15 protein-coding genes are annotated in these 17,069 nt (G+C 46.6%); 10 read left to right on the top strand and 5 right to left on the bottom strand.

Translation table 11 applies throughout. The features are described from left to right. Positions 1-101: 101 nt before the first annotated feature. The 3 genes from argC to WBG78_RS14875 all read right to left on the bottom strand — a co-directional run bounded on the left by argC (position 102) and on the right by WBG78_RS14875 (position 3,188). Positions 102-1,073, bottom strand: coding sequence for an N-acetyl-gamma-glutamyl-phosphate reductase (argC, locus tag WBG78_RS14885; RefSeq protein ID WP_337327238.1), 972 nt, complete (start codon positions 1,071-1,073; stop codon positions 102-104). Continuing rightward, positions 1,060-2,265, bottom strand: a complete 1,206-nt coding sequence (gene argG / locus WBG78_RS14880) for an argininosuccinate synthase (protein ID WP_337327237.1) — start codon at positions 2,263-2,265, stop codon at positions 1,060-1,062. Before argG ends, argC begins: the two co-directional genes overlap by 14 nt. Positions 2,266-2,390: 125 nt before the next feature. Continuing rightward, complete coding sequence (locus WBG78_RS14875; protein WP_337327236.1) at positions 2,391-3,188, bottom strand: GNAT family N-acetyltransferase; 798 nt, start codon at positions 3,186-3,188, stop codon at positions 2,391-2,393. A 55-nt stretch (positions 3,189-3,243) separates the two neighbouring features. Here WBG78_RS14875 and WBG78_RS14870 point away from each other — a divergent pair, with 55 nt between their 5' ends. Both WBG78_RS14870 and WBG78_RS14865 read left to right on the top strand, forming a co-directional pair. Further along, positions 3,244-3,486, top strand: a complete 243-nt coding sequence (locus tag WBG78_RS14870) for a hypothetical protein (protein ID WP_337327235.1) — start codon at positions 3,244-3,246, stop codon at positions 3,484-3,486. Positions 3,487-3,676: 190 nt separating this feature from the next. Next, positions 3,677-4,045: a hypothetical protein gene (locus tag WBG78_RS14865; protein ID WP_337327234.1), complete on the top strand. Its 369-nt coding sequence runs from the start codon at positions 3,677-3,679 to the stop codon at positions 4,043-4,045. A gap of 91 nt (positions 4,046-4,136) precedes the next feature. Here WBG78_RS14865 and WBG78_RS14860 read toward each other — a convergent pair whose 3' ends face one another. Next, positions 4,137-9,056, bottom strand: coding sequence for a C25 family cysteine peptidase (locus WBG78_RS14860; RefSeq protein ID WP_337327233.1), 4,920 nt, complete (start codon positions 9,054-9,056; stop codon positions 4,137-4,139). Positions 9,057-9,249: 193 nt separating this feature from the next. Between WBG78_RS14860 and WBG78_RS14855 the strand changes: the two genes are divergently transcribed. The 6 genes from WBG78_RS14855 to WBG78_RS14830 all read left to right on the top strand — a co-directional run bounded on the left by WBG78_RS14855 (position 9,250) and on the right by WBG78_RS14830 (position 15,387). Then, a complete protein-coding gene (locus tag WBG78_RS14855) occupies positions 9,250-9,588 on the top strand; it encodes a PadR family transcriptional regulator (protein WP_337327232.1) in 339 nt (112 codons plus the stop codon). Positions 9,589-9,607: 19 nt separating this feature from the next. Next, complete coding sequence (locus WBG78_RS14850) at positions 9,608-11,995, top strand: PspC domain-containing protein (RefSeq protein ID WP_337327231.1); 2,388 nt, start codon at positions 9,608-9,610, stop codon at positions 11,993-11,995. Positions 11,996-12,175: 180 nt separating this feature from the next. After that, positions 12,176-12,763 (top strand): RNA polymerase sigma factor, encoded by a 588-nt coding sequence (locus WBG78_RS14845; protein WP_337327230.1) that lies wholly within the window; start codon positions 12,176-12,178, stop codon positions 12,761-12,763. Further along, positions 12,747-13,580 carry a hypothetical protein gene (locus WBG78_RS14840; protein ID WP_337327229.1) on the top strand — a complete coding sequence of 278 codons (834 nt, stop codon included), beginning with the start codon at positions 12,747-12,749 and terminating at the stop codon, positions 13,578-13,580. Before WBG78_RS14845 ends, WBG78_RS14840 begins: the two co-directional genes overlap by 17 nt. A gap of 3 nt (positions 13,581-13,583) precedes the next feature. After that, a complete protein-coding gene (locus tag WBG78_RS14835; protein ID WP_337327228.1) occupies positions 13,584-14,621 on the top strand; it encodes a hypothetical protein in 1,038 nt (345 codons plus the stop codon). A 175-nt stretch (positions 14,622-14,796) separates the two neighbouring features. Continuing rightward, the gene (locus WBG78_RS14830; RefSeq protein ID WP_337327227.1) at positions 14,797-15,387 is read left to right on the top strand and encodes a TetR/AcrR family transcriptional regulator; all 591 of its coding nucleotides are present in this window, start codon (positions 14,797-14,799) and stop codon (positions 15,385-15,387) included. 106 nt (positions 15,388-15,493) lie between these two features. On the opposite strand, the gene WBG78_RS14825 is transcribed toward WBG78_RS14830, so the two are convergent. Next, complete coding sequence (locus tag WBG78_RS14825; RefSeq protein WP_337327226.1) at positions 15,494-15,754, bottom strand: hypothetical protein; 261 nt, start codon at positions 15,752-15,754, stop codon at positions 15,494-15,496. A gap of 102 nt (positions 15,755-15,856) precedes the next feature. On the opposite strand from WBG78_RS14825, the gene WBG78_RS14820 reads away from it, so the two are divergent. Then, positions 15,857-16,330 (top strand): DinB family protein, encoded by a 474-nt coding sequence (locus WBG78_RS14820; protein WP_337327225.1) that lies wholly within the window; start codon positions 15,857-15,859, stop codon positions 16,328-16,330. A gap of 132 nt (positions 16,331-16,462) precedes the next feature. Next, positions 16,463-17,056 (top strand): hypothetical protein, encoded by a 594-nt coding sequence (locus tag WBG78_RS14815; protein WP_337327224.1) that lies wholly within the window; start codon positions 16,463-16,465, stop codon positions 17,054-17,056. The last annotated feature ends 13 nt before the right edge of the window (positions 17,057-17,069 follow it).

Genomic DNA, 17,069 nt, shown 5'->3' with positions numbered 1-17,069 from the left:
ACTCTAAATAAATCAATTCACCTAATTGTGTTTAACCTGCCTTACCACTTGTTACGGAGATGTTGACCGAACCTTTGGCGAGCAGGTCTGTTTATTTATCATCAGAACGCGATCGACTTTAGTTTGAGTCCTGCCGTCTCGTCAAAACCAAATAGTAAATTCATGTTCTGCACGGCCTGGCCCGACGCGCCTTTCAATAAGTTGTCGATTGCCGAATGAATTACTACCACATCTCCTTCCTGTTCAACGCCAATGAGACATTTATTCGTATTGACGATCTGTTTCATATCGATCGTACCTGAAGTAACAATCGTAAACGGATGGCCTTTGTAGAAGTCTTTGTAAAGTGCCAACACTTCGCTGGCAGGCAACGACGTCTTTACTGTCGAACTAACGTATATACCGCGAGTGAAGTCGCCGCGCCAGGGAACAAAATGGATGGCTCCGGCATCCGCCTGCAGAGATTTCAACGTCCTCCCTACTTCCTTCATATGCTGATGCGAAAGCGTTTTGTAAGCAGAAATGTTATTCGCACGCCATGTGAAATGCGTAGTGTCCTGAAGCTTTTGGCCAGCGCCCGTTGAACCCGTTATGCCAGTACTAAACACCTCAGATAGCTTGCCTGCCTTGGCTAAGGGTAACAGTCCCAATTGAATTGCAGTCGCGAAACATCCTGGGTTCGCCACGTTGGAAGCCTTCTTAACCAGATCACGATTCACTTCCGGAAGACCGTAGACAAAAGGTCGTCCTGAAGAACTTTCGCCAAGTCTGAAATCCTGACTTAGATCAATGATTTTGATCCGCTCATTCAAAGGCGTTTCATCAACGAACTTACGGCTTTCGCCATGGCCCAGACAAAGAAAGATAACGTCAACGTCCTGCAGAATGGAATCCGTGAACAGCAGGTCTGTATCTCCCTTCAGGTCATCATGAGTTTCGTAGAGCGGCTTTCCAGCCTGGCTGCGGCTCTGCACAAACGCCAATTCTACAAAAGGATGATTAAGCAACAATCGTATTGTTTCACCTCCTGTATAACCAGCTCCGCCAACAATGCCTGCCTTAATGGGCTCCATCTACACTCTCTTTTACCTGGTGATATATACCTGTCTGATTTCCAAAGATCTTCGTAAAGCCGATGACGTCTTCACCCGTCCAACCTAAGTTCATCTCGCCATACTTACCAAACTTCGACGACATCAGATCGTATGGAGATTCTATTCCAAGAACCTGGAACCTGTAGGGGAACAGTTGAATGTGAACATCACCTGTTACGTTGTCCTGAGACTTCGAAAGGAATGCTTCGATGTCGCGCATCACGGGATCCAGGTACTGGCCTTCATGTAACCAGTTACCGTAAAACTGTGCAAGTTGATCTTTCCAGGTCAGCTGCCACTTTGTTAAAACGTGCTTCTCCAAAGCATGATGACCTTTGATGACCAGCATCGGCGCTGCGGCTTCAAAACCTACACGCCCTTTGATACCAATGATGGTATCGCCAACGTGAACGTCGCGTCCTATTCCGTAGGGCCCGGCTATCGACTGCAGTTTTTGAATGGCTTCAGTCGGATGTGCGAAAGCCTCATCATTTATCTTCTTCAACTCACCCTTTTCAAAAGAGAGCTTTACGGTTTCATTGTCATGCTTCGTTACCTGAGTGGGCCACGCCGACTCAGGAAGCATTCCAAGAGATTTAAGTGTCTCCTTGCCGCCTACCGATGTTCCCCAGATTCCTTTGTTGACGGAGTACATCGCTTTATCAAAGTTCATGTTGACGCCCTTTGACTTTAGGAAGCTAATCTCTTCCTCTCTTGAAAGCCTCAGCTCACGAATAGGCGTAATGATCTCGATACCAGGAACAAGAACATTCAAAATCATGTCGAAGCGAACCTGATCATTGCCCGCACCTGTGCTGCCGTGTGCAACTGCATCAGCTTTGATTTCCTTTGCATAAAGTGCCACTGCCAACGCCTGCGACATGCGCTCAGCACTCACACTTAGCGGATAAGTATTGTTCTTTAGCACATTTCCATATACCAGGAAACGGATAACCTTGTCGTAATAATTCTTAGTCTCGTCAACTGTTTTGTGTGAGGCAACGCCAAGGCTCTTTGCACGTTCTTCGATATGCCTGATCTCAGCTGCATCAAAGCCACCAGTGTTTACTGTGATGGTGTGCACTTCATACCCTTTTTCTTCGCCTAGGTACTTAACACAGTACGAGGTGTCTAATCCACCACTGAAGGCCAATACTACCTTTTTTTTCATTTCATAATTGAAGTTAGGGCGGAGTGATGACACTCCGCCTGTTATCATGGAATCATCCAATTCCCGTTCAAATTAAGGGAATCAGGTGTCCGACTCAAAAGATTTGCTGGATAAAACGACGTTTTTTACCAGAAGAAAAAGAAGCTTAACAGCGAACGTTTTCTGGACGAATCGCCATTGCCCTCATCTCGTCGTCGTGCTTTGAGGAGCACAAATTGTTTGAAGCGCACCCAGCGCTCGAATAGCTTGAAGTTGCCCTTAAAATGCCTATGCCTGTGCTGCACAAGGTCGCCTTCGGGCGTCACCACAGTTGATGGCTTCGGCTCTTCCGCAAGCGCTTTGGCCGCGCGGAGTCGTTCCGCTTCTTTGATCTTTGCTTCTGCTTCCGCGGGATCAAACAGCATGGCTGTACACAAACAGTTCTTACGCTGCTTGCTCGTGAGGATGTCGTAGTTGACGCAGCTTTTGCATCCTTTCCAAAACTCCTCATCGTTGGTAAGTTCACTATAGGTTACTGGCTCGTAACCGAGATCTGAGTTGATCTTCATCACGGCAAGGCCAGTCGTGAGTCCGAAGATTTTAGAATCCGGAAACAGTTCACGCGACAGCTCGAAAATCCTGTGCTTGATTTCAGTTGCAACCCCGGTTTTTCTAAACGCAGGCGCTACGATCAGGCCGGAGTTGGCGACGTACTTACCGTGCTCCCAGGCTTCGACATAGCAAAAGCCGACCCATGTACCATCCTGAGTGAGGGCAATTACGGCCTTCCCTTCCTCCATCTTCTTTTCGATGTATTCAGGTGACCTCTTGGCGATACCTGTACCACGCGCTTTGGCCGACTCTTCCATCTCTTTGGTGATTGTCTCGGCGTAATGCTTATCGTTGGCGGTGGCGCGCCTTACAATGATATTATGACTATTCAATTTCTTTCTCTGTATTAATAATTACGACTAATGACCCTAATGCGAAAATCGCATTTTGAGCTGCCATCCCCCGGATAGCAATACTCGTTCCAATGTTGATAGATGCAGGTATCAGATACGCACGAAGCGTGTGGGCCGTGGTCGCCTGGTCACCATACAGGCTGGTGTCAAGAACAGAACAGTTCTTCTGGAGTGGGATGCAGCACTTGCTGCGCAGATATCGGTGAACAAAGTTTTCAATTTCTTACTGGCGTTTAGAGTTGAAAAGTCAGATAAAAGGCATTATGTGTTTATTTAGTTTAATAACGTAAATGCAAAATTAAACGATAAAGTTTTGTAAATGACAACGTTTGTTAAAACTATTTCATTTTTTCATCTCCGCTAACGAAAGTTAGTCGGTAAAAACTGACGGAATGTCCGGAAAAACGACCCTCCATGCGCACCAGATGGATTGATTTCATAACTTTGCTTTATAACATGTTATGTAAATGTTCAATAAAAAGATTGTTATCGCCAGCCTATTTTTTGGTTTGCTTACCTCGCTGGCAATCGTGTTTCGTCCGGTTCCTGTTGCATCGGTAGAAAACACCCTTAAGACTATCGGTACTGTTGACCAGGTGTTTGAAGCTGGTGAACAGGATCTCATCTTCAAACTGAAGGGAGATGATCATTTGTTTTACGTTGACACGGAGTCAACGGATGGGCTCAACCTGGCGTCGCTAAAAGCCAAATTGCCCGGTAAGAACGTCGAGATCTACTATGTGAAGTACTGGTCGCCCCTCGATAGCTTTAGCAAGCTGAAGCATATCGCTAAAATGGACCTGAACAGTACTACGCTTTATTCGAATCTCGAGTAAAAGTTCTGTTTTTCCGGGCGAGAGCGAAACGATGTTTGTTATTTACTAAACCGCGCGACGCGCGACGAGTATCCTTTTTGCCGATCAAGGCTTATTTCATCACTGCTATTTTACCTACTCTCCTAACGTACGTGTCGTTTACGCCTACCGTTAGCTGGTATATATAGATTCCGTTTGGAAGGGGATTCCCATTTCTTGTTTTGGCGCTCCAAATCAACTCGTTGCTACCGATGTGCAGCGCCTCGAAGTCCGCCTCGGTAAAAATCTCCTGCACCTGGCCGTTGGCAGCGGTCACTCTAAGCTGAAGATGGTCTGGAGCCTGGTTTCCGCTAACAACAACTTTAAAATAGACGTCACTTTTTGTTGGATTGGGATAAAGGTCGGAAACAGTCAAAGTTGTTTCATTCAAAACAACGAAGGAAACTTCGTACGGCGTTAACGTAGACCCATTTCCTTTTGCGTCAGCTCCTTCGACGCGCAGACTGTAAACGCCATCAGCCAGACCATCCGGATGAAATTCTACCCGGAAAACAGAAGAAGTGGTTGCCGGATACCATTTTACTCTGCTATCCGAAAGCAGAATTTGTGTTGGTGCGCAAGCCGGCTGGTCGCACGGGTAAGTGAGAAACATTCTCACGCCAGTAGTGTCAGTTTTCAAAACGTTCTTGTTCTCATCCCAAAGACGAACCAGAATTGCCGGATCAGAGCTTACGTAGTCGCCGTTTGTTACCCGTCGCCCGTCGATCGTAACATCTATCAAAGGGTTCAGGCCATCTTCTGTTACTTCGAACTTGTCAGTAAGCAGAAGGAGGTTGTTGGAGTAATACTGTTCAGGAATAACCCTTGGATTGATGAATATCTGAAAATCATTAGTACCTGCGAGACCGAGCGTATTTACATCGATCGGAATGAACGTCGTATCACCTGGTGCCGGTGCCTTAACCTTCAAGGTTGATTTAATCGTCAATAGTTTGCGTTGATTAAATACTTCGTACGCAACTGATAATGAATCCGAAAATGATTGATCTCCAATATTAACGAACCCAAATTCTCCCCTCCACGCTATCCCTTCTTCAATCTTTTCGAGGTCCCTTGTGCCATTGTAGTACAACATACCTTCCGGCCCCGGTATGTAAGTCACCAGCCATTGTTTTAGCTGAGCAGTAGTAATATACGTGTCGTCAGAAGTATTGAAAGAAAGTCTCAGATATGGGTAAGCAGCCGCGTCAATTTCACTAAGATCGCGATCGCTCGCAATGTCACTAATGACAAGTTCCTCTTCACCGTTTGGTTTGACACCTGTCACGTTAAACGATACCACGTCACCATCGTCGGTCTTCAATGCCTGTGCATGTAACCCGTCCCACGAAAGAGCTGGGCCAATCCGGTCTGAACTTATACTTCCTGTTGAGTATCCGCCAGTGATTGTTCGGGAAACTTCTACCGTTTGACGGTTGTGCTGCGTTTCAGTAGAACGATGGACAACGGCTGTGCCAGGCGCATCGCCTTTGCGTCCAAATATGATCACGGGCTCATCGTCCTCAAGGCTGGTGATTTGCGCTTCTGAAATCCCCAACTCGCCAAGTTTGATTATGGCCTCCGCGGGCCAGTAACTGTAGAGTGCGTTGCCAATATTAAACAGAACGACAGAGTCACCAACAGGGATATTGTTCACATAGCCAATCAGGTCCGTTAAGCGATCAGTTACCAGCTCGTTGTATGCATAGCTGTTGATGATCACCGATTCGCGACCGCATGCCCTCCCTCCGCTGTTGAACCACTCTAACTTGACACCCAAATATGGGAAAGCCGATTTCCGATCGAACGCCACCAGGTTAATTGTATTGCCACGGCAGGCAAAGTCTGGAAAGGAATGAAAGTACTCCACTCCTCCGATACGGATACTGGTAGTGTCATAGTAACCAGACACCTGACTGCTGGCCGCCCTCAGTGAAACGGGCTGTACTCTTTCGAGGAAGCGAATTTGCTGGAGAGCTGAATCCTGGACCAATCCAACTTTGCTGTCCTCAAAAAACTGAGGGAACCTCACCTGCGCCCAACCTGATTTACCCTTATTGATATAGGTGAAGCTTGACGATTCCCAGCCTGTACTTTCGCCTGGCCCAGGAGTTGCAAGTCGCGTCCGCCAGTAGTAAGTAATTGTGTCTCCTTCCAAAAGTTGAACAGCTTTTCGCGCAAGAGCAGCGCCCTTCACAGTAAATTCTTTCACATATGTGCTGCTGAAATCATAAGTGGTGTCTATCTGGACAACAAACTCCCTTTCGCCAGACAAAACATCGTAGGTTTGAAACGACAATGAGATATCTGCGGAGTTAACGATAGAGAAATCAGTTGGAAACAAATTGCGCGTGCCATTCGAAACTATAGCAAGCGTCTTCCCGGCTACGTTATTCGTTTTCGAATACTCTTCAATTATGTTGTCGGGGTCGATGGTAACACGAAAAGTGTTGTCGCCAAAACCTTTTGTATCCCAGGGCTTCTTCCGGATCACCATCAGGAGCGTGTCGCTATAGCGGGTCACAGGATAAAGCGAGTCGTATGAAATCGTTGTGTTATCACTAAGTGTCCTGAGAACTTCGATGCGTACGGTGGTATTCGGAGCAAGTCCATAATTTTTTACAACCATCCTGACAGCAAAAGAATCCGACTGCATGGTGATAGGTTTGCCGTCAAACGATGCAACGCTCACACCACTGTCGGTTATTTCGAGATCTGATTTGTCGGCCCCAAAAAGCTTTACCGCGGGATCGCCGAGGAGCATCATCTGCTGAACCTGGGATATGCTTGCCATCCACGCTCCATCGTTCTCCATAAAGCGTCGGGCCACTTCACGCTGAATGTCGCCAAGACCTCTGTTTACAAAATGAGCATCTCCGTATCCAACTTCGTAGAACAGTTGAGTATACTTTCGGAGATTGGAAACAAAACCATAACCACTATGGCCTATAAAGCCAATAGCACCTTTATCTTTTGCTGTGATCCAATCCTCGCCAAAAAGCGTGGCTACCAAATTGAAGTCACCAACCTGACATCCGTTCATGAGCAGTGTTGGATATTTTCCTTTGTTGTTATAGCCTTCAACCGGATCTGTGGCATTACCCAGCTGAAAGTCAAGCAGTGTAGGTGACGCATGTCCAAAGAAAGTAACAAGGTTTAACCCCTCGTTAACCTGGCCAGCAATGTTGATCGACTGAACTTCCTTTGAATGCTTTGCCAGTGCCGACACCTTTCCTCCTAACTGAGCACCTTCGGCGACAGTTTGAAAATCCAGCATGTATGACTTGAACAATTGTGGTTCTCCATCGTAAATGCCACCGCTAAGGTGCATCACATTCTTTCGCCACAGCGCATTGTATGACTGCGCTTCCATCTCCTTAACCTTATTGAGATAGGAAGCAATGTCTGCAGACTTAAGCGCAGGTATTCGTCCCGTTGCCACTGCGGGCTCGTAAGTGGTTCCGGATAAACCAACCGAATAAGCCATGTCCGAACTTGGATAGCCTGCAGAAGGAATGAAGTCCTGATAGATGCCGTAAGGTTTGGTTGCCTGGACACGGTTCCACGAATAAAAAACTTCAAGCCCTTTTCCGGCAAGCAACAGATATTGAGGTTTTCCGCCCGCTGTCATGTGGCGCATGAACTGATAGATGGCCAATGGCGAGTACTCTCCATAGTTAAAGCCATCATACAACTCCTGAACGTTGACGGCTATAGCTTTATAACCACCGCCTTCCGGTGAATTTCGATAATCAGCATATGCACTTACAGGATCGGAATAGCCAAGTGCAGGGGTACGGAGCTGCGGGTGACTAACAATAATGTAGTTGTACTGCGAAGGAATGATTTCCCTGAAAGTAACAGCACGAACAGATGGCGTAATGAAATCTTTCGCAGCCAATATCCTGGTATTGCTTTTTGTGTCCAGCGCAGCATTCAGAGTTGTTGAAACTGTCGATGCGATTGCCGAAATATTGTTAGGATCTGTCACATCAAACAGACGTACACCTCCGGGCGCGTTGTTTATGTTAACAAGAGACTTTGAACCGTTGCCCGAGAGTTCAAATACCTTTTGACTGGCATTCTGCATATCGAGTGACTGTGGAAACCTTACTTTAATATATGAGACACTGAATCGATCAGGACTACCCGCCGCGCCAATGCATTGAACGCGCACGGCCAGTGTTCCATCAGCTGCAACATCTGACCATTCGGCTTCTACCTGCACTACGAATGATTCAAACCCTGTAAAAGTGAAGGTTCCCGTTGACCGCAGTCCTGTTCCAAGAAGTACTTCACCAACGTGGACCATCGGCCCCCACCCCTGCACCAGAATGTCAATCTTTGGTTTGCCGGCAGCAGCATATCCATTGCTTATCGTTGAAACGGAATAATCGCGTGATTGAGTTTGAAGCATCTGATACCCCGTCCAGCCTTCGCCAATATCGAAACGCGTTAGCTGTACTTCATTCTCGTCGCGTCCTGTGTAGTACTGCATCGTATTCACCAGGAGCACCTCAGCGGTGTGAAAAGCTGAGGGAACAAGCGAACCGGGTGCCTCGTTCGTTTGTGCCATTCTTTTGCCTGGCATGCCCTCAATAGCCAGAAAGTATGCGGTCGTATCGCTGTAGAGGTTGTAATACTTATGAGGCTGGACGCTTTCGGGTTGGTAAAGCTTTGCATCCAGAGTCCCGTCATTTTTTTGGCCGTAAAACTCAATGTAGTCTGAGCCGTCCAGTTTGCCGTCGGCGCCGGCATCTACGGTAATGGCTTGTTCTATACCTCTGTGGAAAAGCTTGACAAGAGCAGGATCCACGCCTGCGGGTACGCCGGCGCTAAGGAGGTCGCTTCCGGTAACCCTATAAATGCCATCCCGGGCAACAGAGATCTTATAATACGTTTGGGAATAATCGATCCACTCGTTTCCAACCTGGGCAAGTAGCTGGTTAGCAGTGATAAACAGAAAAAAGAACCCGAGAATTCGAGCTTTCACTTGGGGGCCTACAACACGCATCCGGCGGAGTCCATAATCACCCCAAAGTTAGTCAAAACCCGCCACTGAAAGAGGCCCAGAAAAGGGGTGATGTGACATTTCGCAGCAAAAAGGCAAAAAAAAGTTACCAAGTACTTGGCCATGCATAGTACTTTCCCGTATAAAAGACTAGAATTGCTAAAATTTTGGCCATATGAACCTGGAAAACACACAAGTGCAGATGAGAAAGGGCATTCTGGAGTATTGCATACTCCACATTATCTCCCGTGGAGAGGTGTATGCTTCAGACATGCTTGACGAGCTAACCGCGGCTAAAATCATTGTTGTGGAGGGCACGCTCTATCCACTTTTGACCCGGCTAAAAAATGCAGGCTATCTGGAGTACAAATGGGTGGAGTCCAAGGCCGGGCCCCCACGTAAATACTATAAGCTTACCGACAAAGGGAGCAAATTCCTGGGAGTCCTGACAGATACGTGGGATGAGCTTGTGCATTCCACACAACTAATCACTTCGAAATCAAACATCGCTTAACTTACCGACGCAACGGGTTATGAAAAAAAACATAAGCATTAATATCAGCGGAATCATTTTCCATATTGAGGAAGACGGTTACGAAAACCTGCGCAAGTATCTTGATTCCATTAACAAGTACTTTGCGTCGTTCGAAGACAGTAGCGAGATCCTGGCCGACATTGAAAGCCGCGTTGCAGAAATCTTCCTGTCGAAGCTGAATGAAGGCAAGCAAGTGATCACATCTGATGACGTGAATTCCCTTATAACGACAATGGGAAGTGTAAGCGACTTCAAGGCTGCTGAAGAGCAGGAACTTAGAGAAGAATCAACCCGGGCCTATAATGGTTCAGGTACAAATGGCGGACAACAGCAAAAGGCCGACACAAGCGAACCCAGGGCGCCCAAGCCCCCGCAGCAATTGTTTCGCGATCAAAAGCGAAAAATCGTAGGCGGTGTTTGTTCCGGAATTGCCAACTACCTGGGAATAGATGCAGTGTGGATTCGTCTGATTTTTGGCATTCTCGCATTTGCTTATGGGTTGACGATTATAGTTTATCTCATTATGTGGGCAGTGGTTCCCGGCTCATTCGATCTTGACGAGCCCGAGAGTGTAAAGAGAATGTTTCGCGATGGAGAGAAAAAGGTGATTGGGGGAGTTTCAGGGGGAGTTGCCGCCTACTTTGGTCTGGATATTATTCTGGTGCGCGTGCTCTTTATAGTATTCACATTCTTCTTTGGCGTTGGGTTTGCGATCTATATAGTGCTTTGGATTGCATTACCAGAAGCCAGAACCATTACCGACCGAATGGAAATGCAGGGAGAACCTGTTACGCTGTCCAATATTGAATCAAACATCAAACGCAATCTCAACGTTGATCAGAATGCCGAAGAATCAACGCTGACAAAGATTCTTCTTTTTCCGTTTCGTCTTATAGGAATGGTGTTAAGTGCCCTCGGCAAGATCCTGGTTCCCCTCCTTGAAGTTATACGGGTTGCGATCGGGATAGTCATTCTGTTAATGGGTGTCGGCTTTATCCTGACAGCTATTATTGCCGGAGGTGTATTTCTCGGATTGTTCAGCGCAAGCGCATTTTCATGGCCAGCCGTCTCAGACGCAGAGTTAGCCGTGCCTATGCAGGCGTTTCTTAACGTAGTTTCAGGATGGATGGTCTTTGCTGCATTCCTTGCGGTGATGATTCCCGCAGTATTGGTGACAATGCTAGGTGCATCTATAGCGGCTAAAAAATATCTATTCAGCCCAACCGTTGGATGGACCATGTTTGTGTTGTTTTTCGTGAGCGTGGCAATGCTGAGCGTTACAATACCTAAGGTTATCTATGCCTTCAAAGAAGAAGGCGACTATGAAGAAGTTCAGGAGATCAAGCCAACGGGTAAGAAATTGTATCTGCGTGTGAACGAGGTCGGAATGGACGACTATGATGGAGTGCACCTCACCATTGAAGGAACAGATGAACGTGAATTCAAGATCGTAAAGACCTTCTCTGCAAAGGGATCAACCCGACAGAAAGGGATTGAGAACGCGAAAATGATTAACTACGGTATAACCGTCAACGATTCGGTTCTCGTTTTCGATTCAAATATCCGCTTCGATGATGATGCCGTTTTCCGCGCCCAACGCGTGGACGTTGTGTTGCGAGTTCCACGCAATTATCCTTTCGTCCTGGATGAATCCGCAAGCAGATTAGTCTCCCACTGGATCGACTGGGATCAGCGCGATGACAACACCTGGGAAATGACAGAAAAGGGTCTGACCTGTATCACGTGTCCCATAAAAGAAGAGGATAAAAATACAGTCGCTGACGAAGGCCTAACTGACTTTGATGAAGTAGACATACGCGGAATTTTTGACGTACGTATTACACAAGGCGGTGACTACAAAATAGAGATGATTGGTTCTGAGTCCGAAAAGGCTAAGTACAAAATAGTTAGACTGGGCAAGACGTTGATCATTGATTACACAGGAACGAGCAAAAAGTTTGACTGGAGCTCGGCAAACATAATTGACATGGATGAGATGCGCATTAATATCACGATGCCCAATCTTAAGAAAATCGAAGCCGAAGGAGTGGGAAGTCTTCAGTTTGAGAGATTCGACTCGGACGACCTTGCCATAGAATTGCGCGGGCCAGTTAAGCTTAGGGGCGAAATTCAAACTCAGGACCTCGTTCTTCACCTTACCGGGAAATCGGAAGTTGAATTGTCGGGCCACGCCCAAAATCTCGATGCCGAGCTGCAATTTGCCTCTAAACTAAAAGCCTACAACCTTGAGGTTCAGGATGCGTTAATAGAAGTCAACGGCGCCTCGACCGCCAAGGTGAACGTAAGTCAAAACCTGGAGATTGAGGAAGGGCTGGCCAGTGATGTTGATTATCGCGGCCATCCAAACGTTACCAAGAGAGACTAACCCCAAACCGATATGATTTTCTTTCTGCTGTTGATACTTGCCGTTCTGGTGAGCCTGATTTTCGCATAAAGACCTGTACTTGTGGCCGTTTGGAGCATTAAACCTCCAAACGGCTTTTTTATTTTCAACATCACGCAACCCCACCCGGATTCCAGGCATCTTGTCTTTGAGAAACATTTAATGCATTTAAAAATTTACCGGGCAAAAGAAGAAGCGCTTATTCACGCCTGTGTTCGGAAAGATCCGACCGCACAGCGTGAGTTGTATGACCGGTATTCGAGTAAGATGTACGGACTGTGCTACCGCTACGTTAAAAATGCCATGGAGGCAGAAGACATTTTAGTCACCGCCTTCATGAAGATTTTCGATAAAATCCAGCAGTTCAAACATGATGGAAGTTTTGAAGGCTGGATCCGGCGAATCGTAGTGAACGAATCCCTCACGTTCCTCCGCCGAAATCGGGCCTTGTACCTGGAGGCCGATCTTGACCTCGCAGATCGCGAGCCTGACTATGCCTCCCTCAGTGATCACCTTGAAGCTGAAGAGCTGCTGGCAATGATTCAGGAGCTTCCGACTGGCTACGGTATAGTTTTCAACCTCTACGCGATAGACGGGTATACACACAAAGAAATTGCCGAGCAATTGGGAATAAGTGAAAACACTTCTAAATCTCAACTCAGCAGAGCAAGAACTTATCTGCAAAAGATGCTCATCGAACGCGACTGGATTTCAAATAGTAAAATGGGAAGCGATGAATCAACAACCTGATAAACTTTTCCGCGACAAACTGCAGCACTATCAGAAGGCGGCTCCTGCGTCGGCGTGGGATAAAATTGCTGTGTCGAAGGAGGAAAAAAAACGCCATAACACGTGGCTGAAGGTTGCAGCTTCCCTTCTGCTGATCGTGGGATTCTGGACAACTCTGGAGCTTACCCTATCCGATTCATCAAATGAGCACCTGGCGAACGAAGAATCTGCAGCACCTGCGGCAGGAACTTCGCAGGAAGCGCAGAAAAAAAGTATTCAAGAGGAAGACTCACAGGCATCTGGTATGCCATCCGTTGCGGAACAGACTGCAGCAACGCCAACAGAGAATGGAGCAACAACTGGTTTCGCGAAAAAAGCGACCACTAACGCAGTTGACCATGGAAAAGAAACAAGGCGCTCTCACGACCTTACGAAAGTAGCTGCCGCGACCAATAATTATAACGGTGTATCTACACGCATAACATCTGATGCCCCGGAAGTAATAGCCGATGTGCAACCTTTAGATGAGCCAGGCACGAGATTGAACAACAATAGTGTAAATGATGAAAATGAAGCGGTGGTCGCAAGAAATGAAGTCGTAGCAAATGGAGTCAAGCTCACTTATAATGTTGATGACGTTTCCGCCTATCTCGAAAAAAATATTAATACAGACGCAACTGACGAAGAGAAAAAGCAATCTACGTTGAAGAAGTTGTTGCAAAAAGCAAATGACCTGAAGACCAATCAGGACCCATTTTCAGAACTGCGACAACGGAAAAATGAAATTCTGGCGCTGAATTTTATGAATGAAAAACGTGGACAAAAAACAAGAAATTGATTTATGAAACTCAGATTGCAAATATGTGCCATATTTACACTAGCCATAACGTTGGGACATGCACAAAGCCCAACAGCCGCGCGACAGGACACTGTCGTTGTCTCACTCACACCATCCAGTAAAGTGACATTTACTGTTGGTAACCCTGCTGATCTGGAAACATTGAAGCACTACAACTTCCAGGCATTGTTTGAAGACATCATCACCAAGCTTGAAAACCGTGACACAACGGCCTTGCCGGGAGTGCCTCCGGCTTCCGAACCTTCCGCCACAAAACCGTCTTCCGATACAGAAGACTGGAACATCAGCGCAAGCCCTTCAACGGAGTCGACCAGCAGCAGCGATGACGATGACGATGACAATGAAAACTGGAACGTGCATAATCATCATCGCGGTTTTGGACGAACCTGGCAGTCTTTCAACTTCGACTTTGGTACAAACAATTACCTGAGCAACGGAAGTTTTCCCAATAATAGCAACGAGCTCTATTCAGTGCGCCCCTGGGGTTCATGGTATATCGGCCTTGCCTCTATTCAACGCACTCGGCTGAGCAAGAAGTTCTTTCTCGAGTGGGGTCTTGGAGTGAACTGGTATAACTTCAAGTTTGAAGAAGACAACGTGCTCATTCAAAAGGATGACGATGGAACATACTTCATTGCAGACACGCGCTACACGGACTACGTCAAGAGTAAGCTAACTGCCTCTTACGTCACGGCTACTTTGATACCAGTCATTGACTTCAGTGACAACAGCCGGAAAACGCGCTTCTGGGAAGGCTACGGAAATTCATTCAGATTTGGCCTTGGCCCCTACCTCGGTTATCGCATAGAAAGTCACAGTAAGCTCGTGTACAAAGACGACAACGGAAAGCAAAAAGAGAAAGACCACAATAGCTTTTACCTGAACAATGTGCGATATGGTCTTCGCCTTCAATTAGGATATCGCGGCGCTGACTTCTTCTTCAACTATGATTTGAATGATTTGTTTGTCGAAAACAAAGGACCTCAGCTGAACGCCTTTAGCTTCGGCGTGATATTCTGACATTTTTCAAATCACCATCAGCTGAATACCCGCACTGCAATAGCCTGTCCAGCAAGCACTGACAGGCTATTTTTTTATTTGTCCTAACAGTTGTTTGCGAATGTAAACGTGTGAAACCGATTCCAGCACCGCACCTTGAATCATTAAATTCCGTAACTTTAAGTATTTAAGAGGTATGTCGGAAACCATTGGAAACTTATCGCGGAAGGAACAAGTAATACGCAAGGCAGCAGAGCTGTTTAAAGAAAAAGGGTACGCCGCGGCATCGATGCGCGATCTCGCCCAATTGCTTGGAATAGAAGCTGCCAGTTTATACTCCCACATCAAATCCAAGGAGGAGATCCTTCGAAGCCTCTGTTTTGATATGGCTGCCGAATTCAGAAAGTCTCTTGAAGAGGTTGAAAAACAACCCGGCTCAGCTAGTGAAAAACTTCGAAATGGTATTATTGGTCACATACAGGTGATGGCGAAGGACCTTACGGCTTCCGCCGTTTTTATGAACGAGCACCGCCATTTGAGTGAACCGTATTTGCGTGACTTCCTTTTGCTGCGCATCAACTACATAAACCGCTTCAAAACGATAATTGAAGAAGGAGTTCACACCGGCGAATTCAAGAACTCCATAGACAAGAAACTCGCAGTAATGACATTGTTCTCTTCCCTGAACTGGATGCCAATGTGGTACGATCCGGGATCTGCCATTGATCCCCAGGCGCTTGGCTTCCAGCTCGCCGACATGCTCGTTAACGGGTTGAAAAAGCAATAGTCCGGCGAACCATCTAAGCATTCCCTGGTTTGCTTCCTAATCGGCACACTGGTATTGTTGAGACCGGCTGAAACAAGTGATTGTGCGAATACCTGCTTTGGTGAATTCAATTGAGTCGCATCCAGGGAGAAGAAAGAATCAACAACTCCTTCCATATTGACTTCACAGCGTCATATGGAGAATCGAAACAGCTTTTCAGGTAGCGCAAAGAACTGCTGTCCTCTGGCAATTCATTATTGAACCACTTCAGGATATCGTCGGCAAGTATCATCAGGTCGCTTGAATGGTACTTCGGATAATACCGATAAAGCACATCCATAACCCATAAGAAGTCAAGATATCTCATCACCGCGATATACGAGTTCAATTGGTGGATTGTTTGAACCGTTACACAAAAGGTCAAAATCACCAAACTTTGGCCCTCAACGAAGCGTTAAACGTCACTCTATCCATATCAATTCAGGTGCCTATGTCAACCCGCACAGAAATCCCGGAATCAGTGAAAGTATCCGCGACGCTCCGACGACTAATCGCAGACCATCTTGTTCAACTTCAGCAAATTGACGACGAGGCATTTAGCGCAAAGCCCAATCCACAAAAATGGAGCAAGAAGGAGATCCTCGGCCATTTGATTGATTCCGCTCAAAATAATCTCCGACGCTTCATTACTTCGCAGTACGAGGCAGAACCGCCTCACATTGTCTACAACCAGGACTTTTGGGTGGAAGCCAACCAGTATGGCCATACATCAGCGCAGGAGCTGATACTGCTTTGGAAACTATTGAACGATAGAATTGCTGTAGTGCTGGAGAACCTCACAACTGAGAGCAACAAAAAACTGTGCAATACAGGGAAGGATTCGCAAGCGTTAAATCCACTTAGCTTCCTCGCAAAAGACTATCTAAACCATACAGAACACCACTTGCGGCAAATACTCAATTAGTTGAATACCAACGGCGTACAGCCTGACATCACGGCAAAGCGGTTAAAACCTTACACGCCTTAGTTACGTCACTAAAGGCCGTCTCACGAGGGAAGCGAATTGCGTTAATTCGTAAAGTCATAGTCCTACCCCATGAGTAAGTGGCCTATACCCTGTTTACTATTTACAATCATCATTGCCTTCAGTTGTACAACAAGGCAACGTGAAGGCGCAGCCTTTTCAAAAGAAGATTTTGTAACCGAAAGTTACCTGGCATATCAGGACAGCATGATTCAATCATGGAACATGATGATCAGCGATGACAATGAAAAGTTAGCCAGCCTTCATTCATTGGTTCAGGAGCTTCAGAAAGCTGAGCAAGCGGAGGAGCAACCTGAGCTTGAAAAGTTTGAAGAGCGACTTGGTCAACTGCGCCGTATCCGATATACGCAAAAATCAATGGCAAACATGGATGTCATTGAAGAATACGATTTTGCTTCGACAGCACTTGTTCGAGAGATCTTGTCAGCCGCAGAACTAAGTACTGAGTTTCCGGAAAATCCCCGCCTGCAACTGTTGGTAGATCAAATACGAATGGCTGAAGAAAGAGTTGAGAACTATCGTGCCGACTACGATGACCTCGTCGGTCATTACAATTCTTTTCTGGACCAGCATCGCACTGAATTACAGTTGAGTCGCGATTCCATTCAGAAAAAGCCAGGCTTTCAGCTTGTCTCCATCAACTAGGGTAATGAACGAT

This window comes from Chryseolinea sp. T2, assembly GCF_037203685.1.
Lineage (GTDB): Bacteria > Bacteroidota > Bacteroidia > Cytophagales > Cyclobacteriaceae > Chryseolinea.
This window is presented reverse-complemented; position numbering and strand designations above follow the sequence as displayed.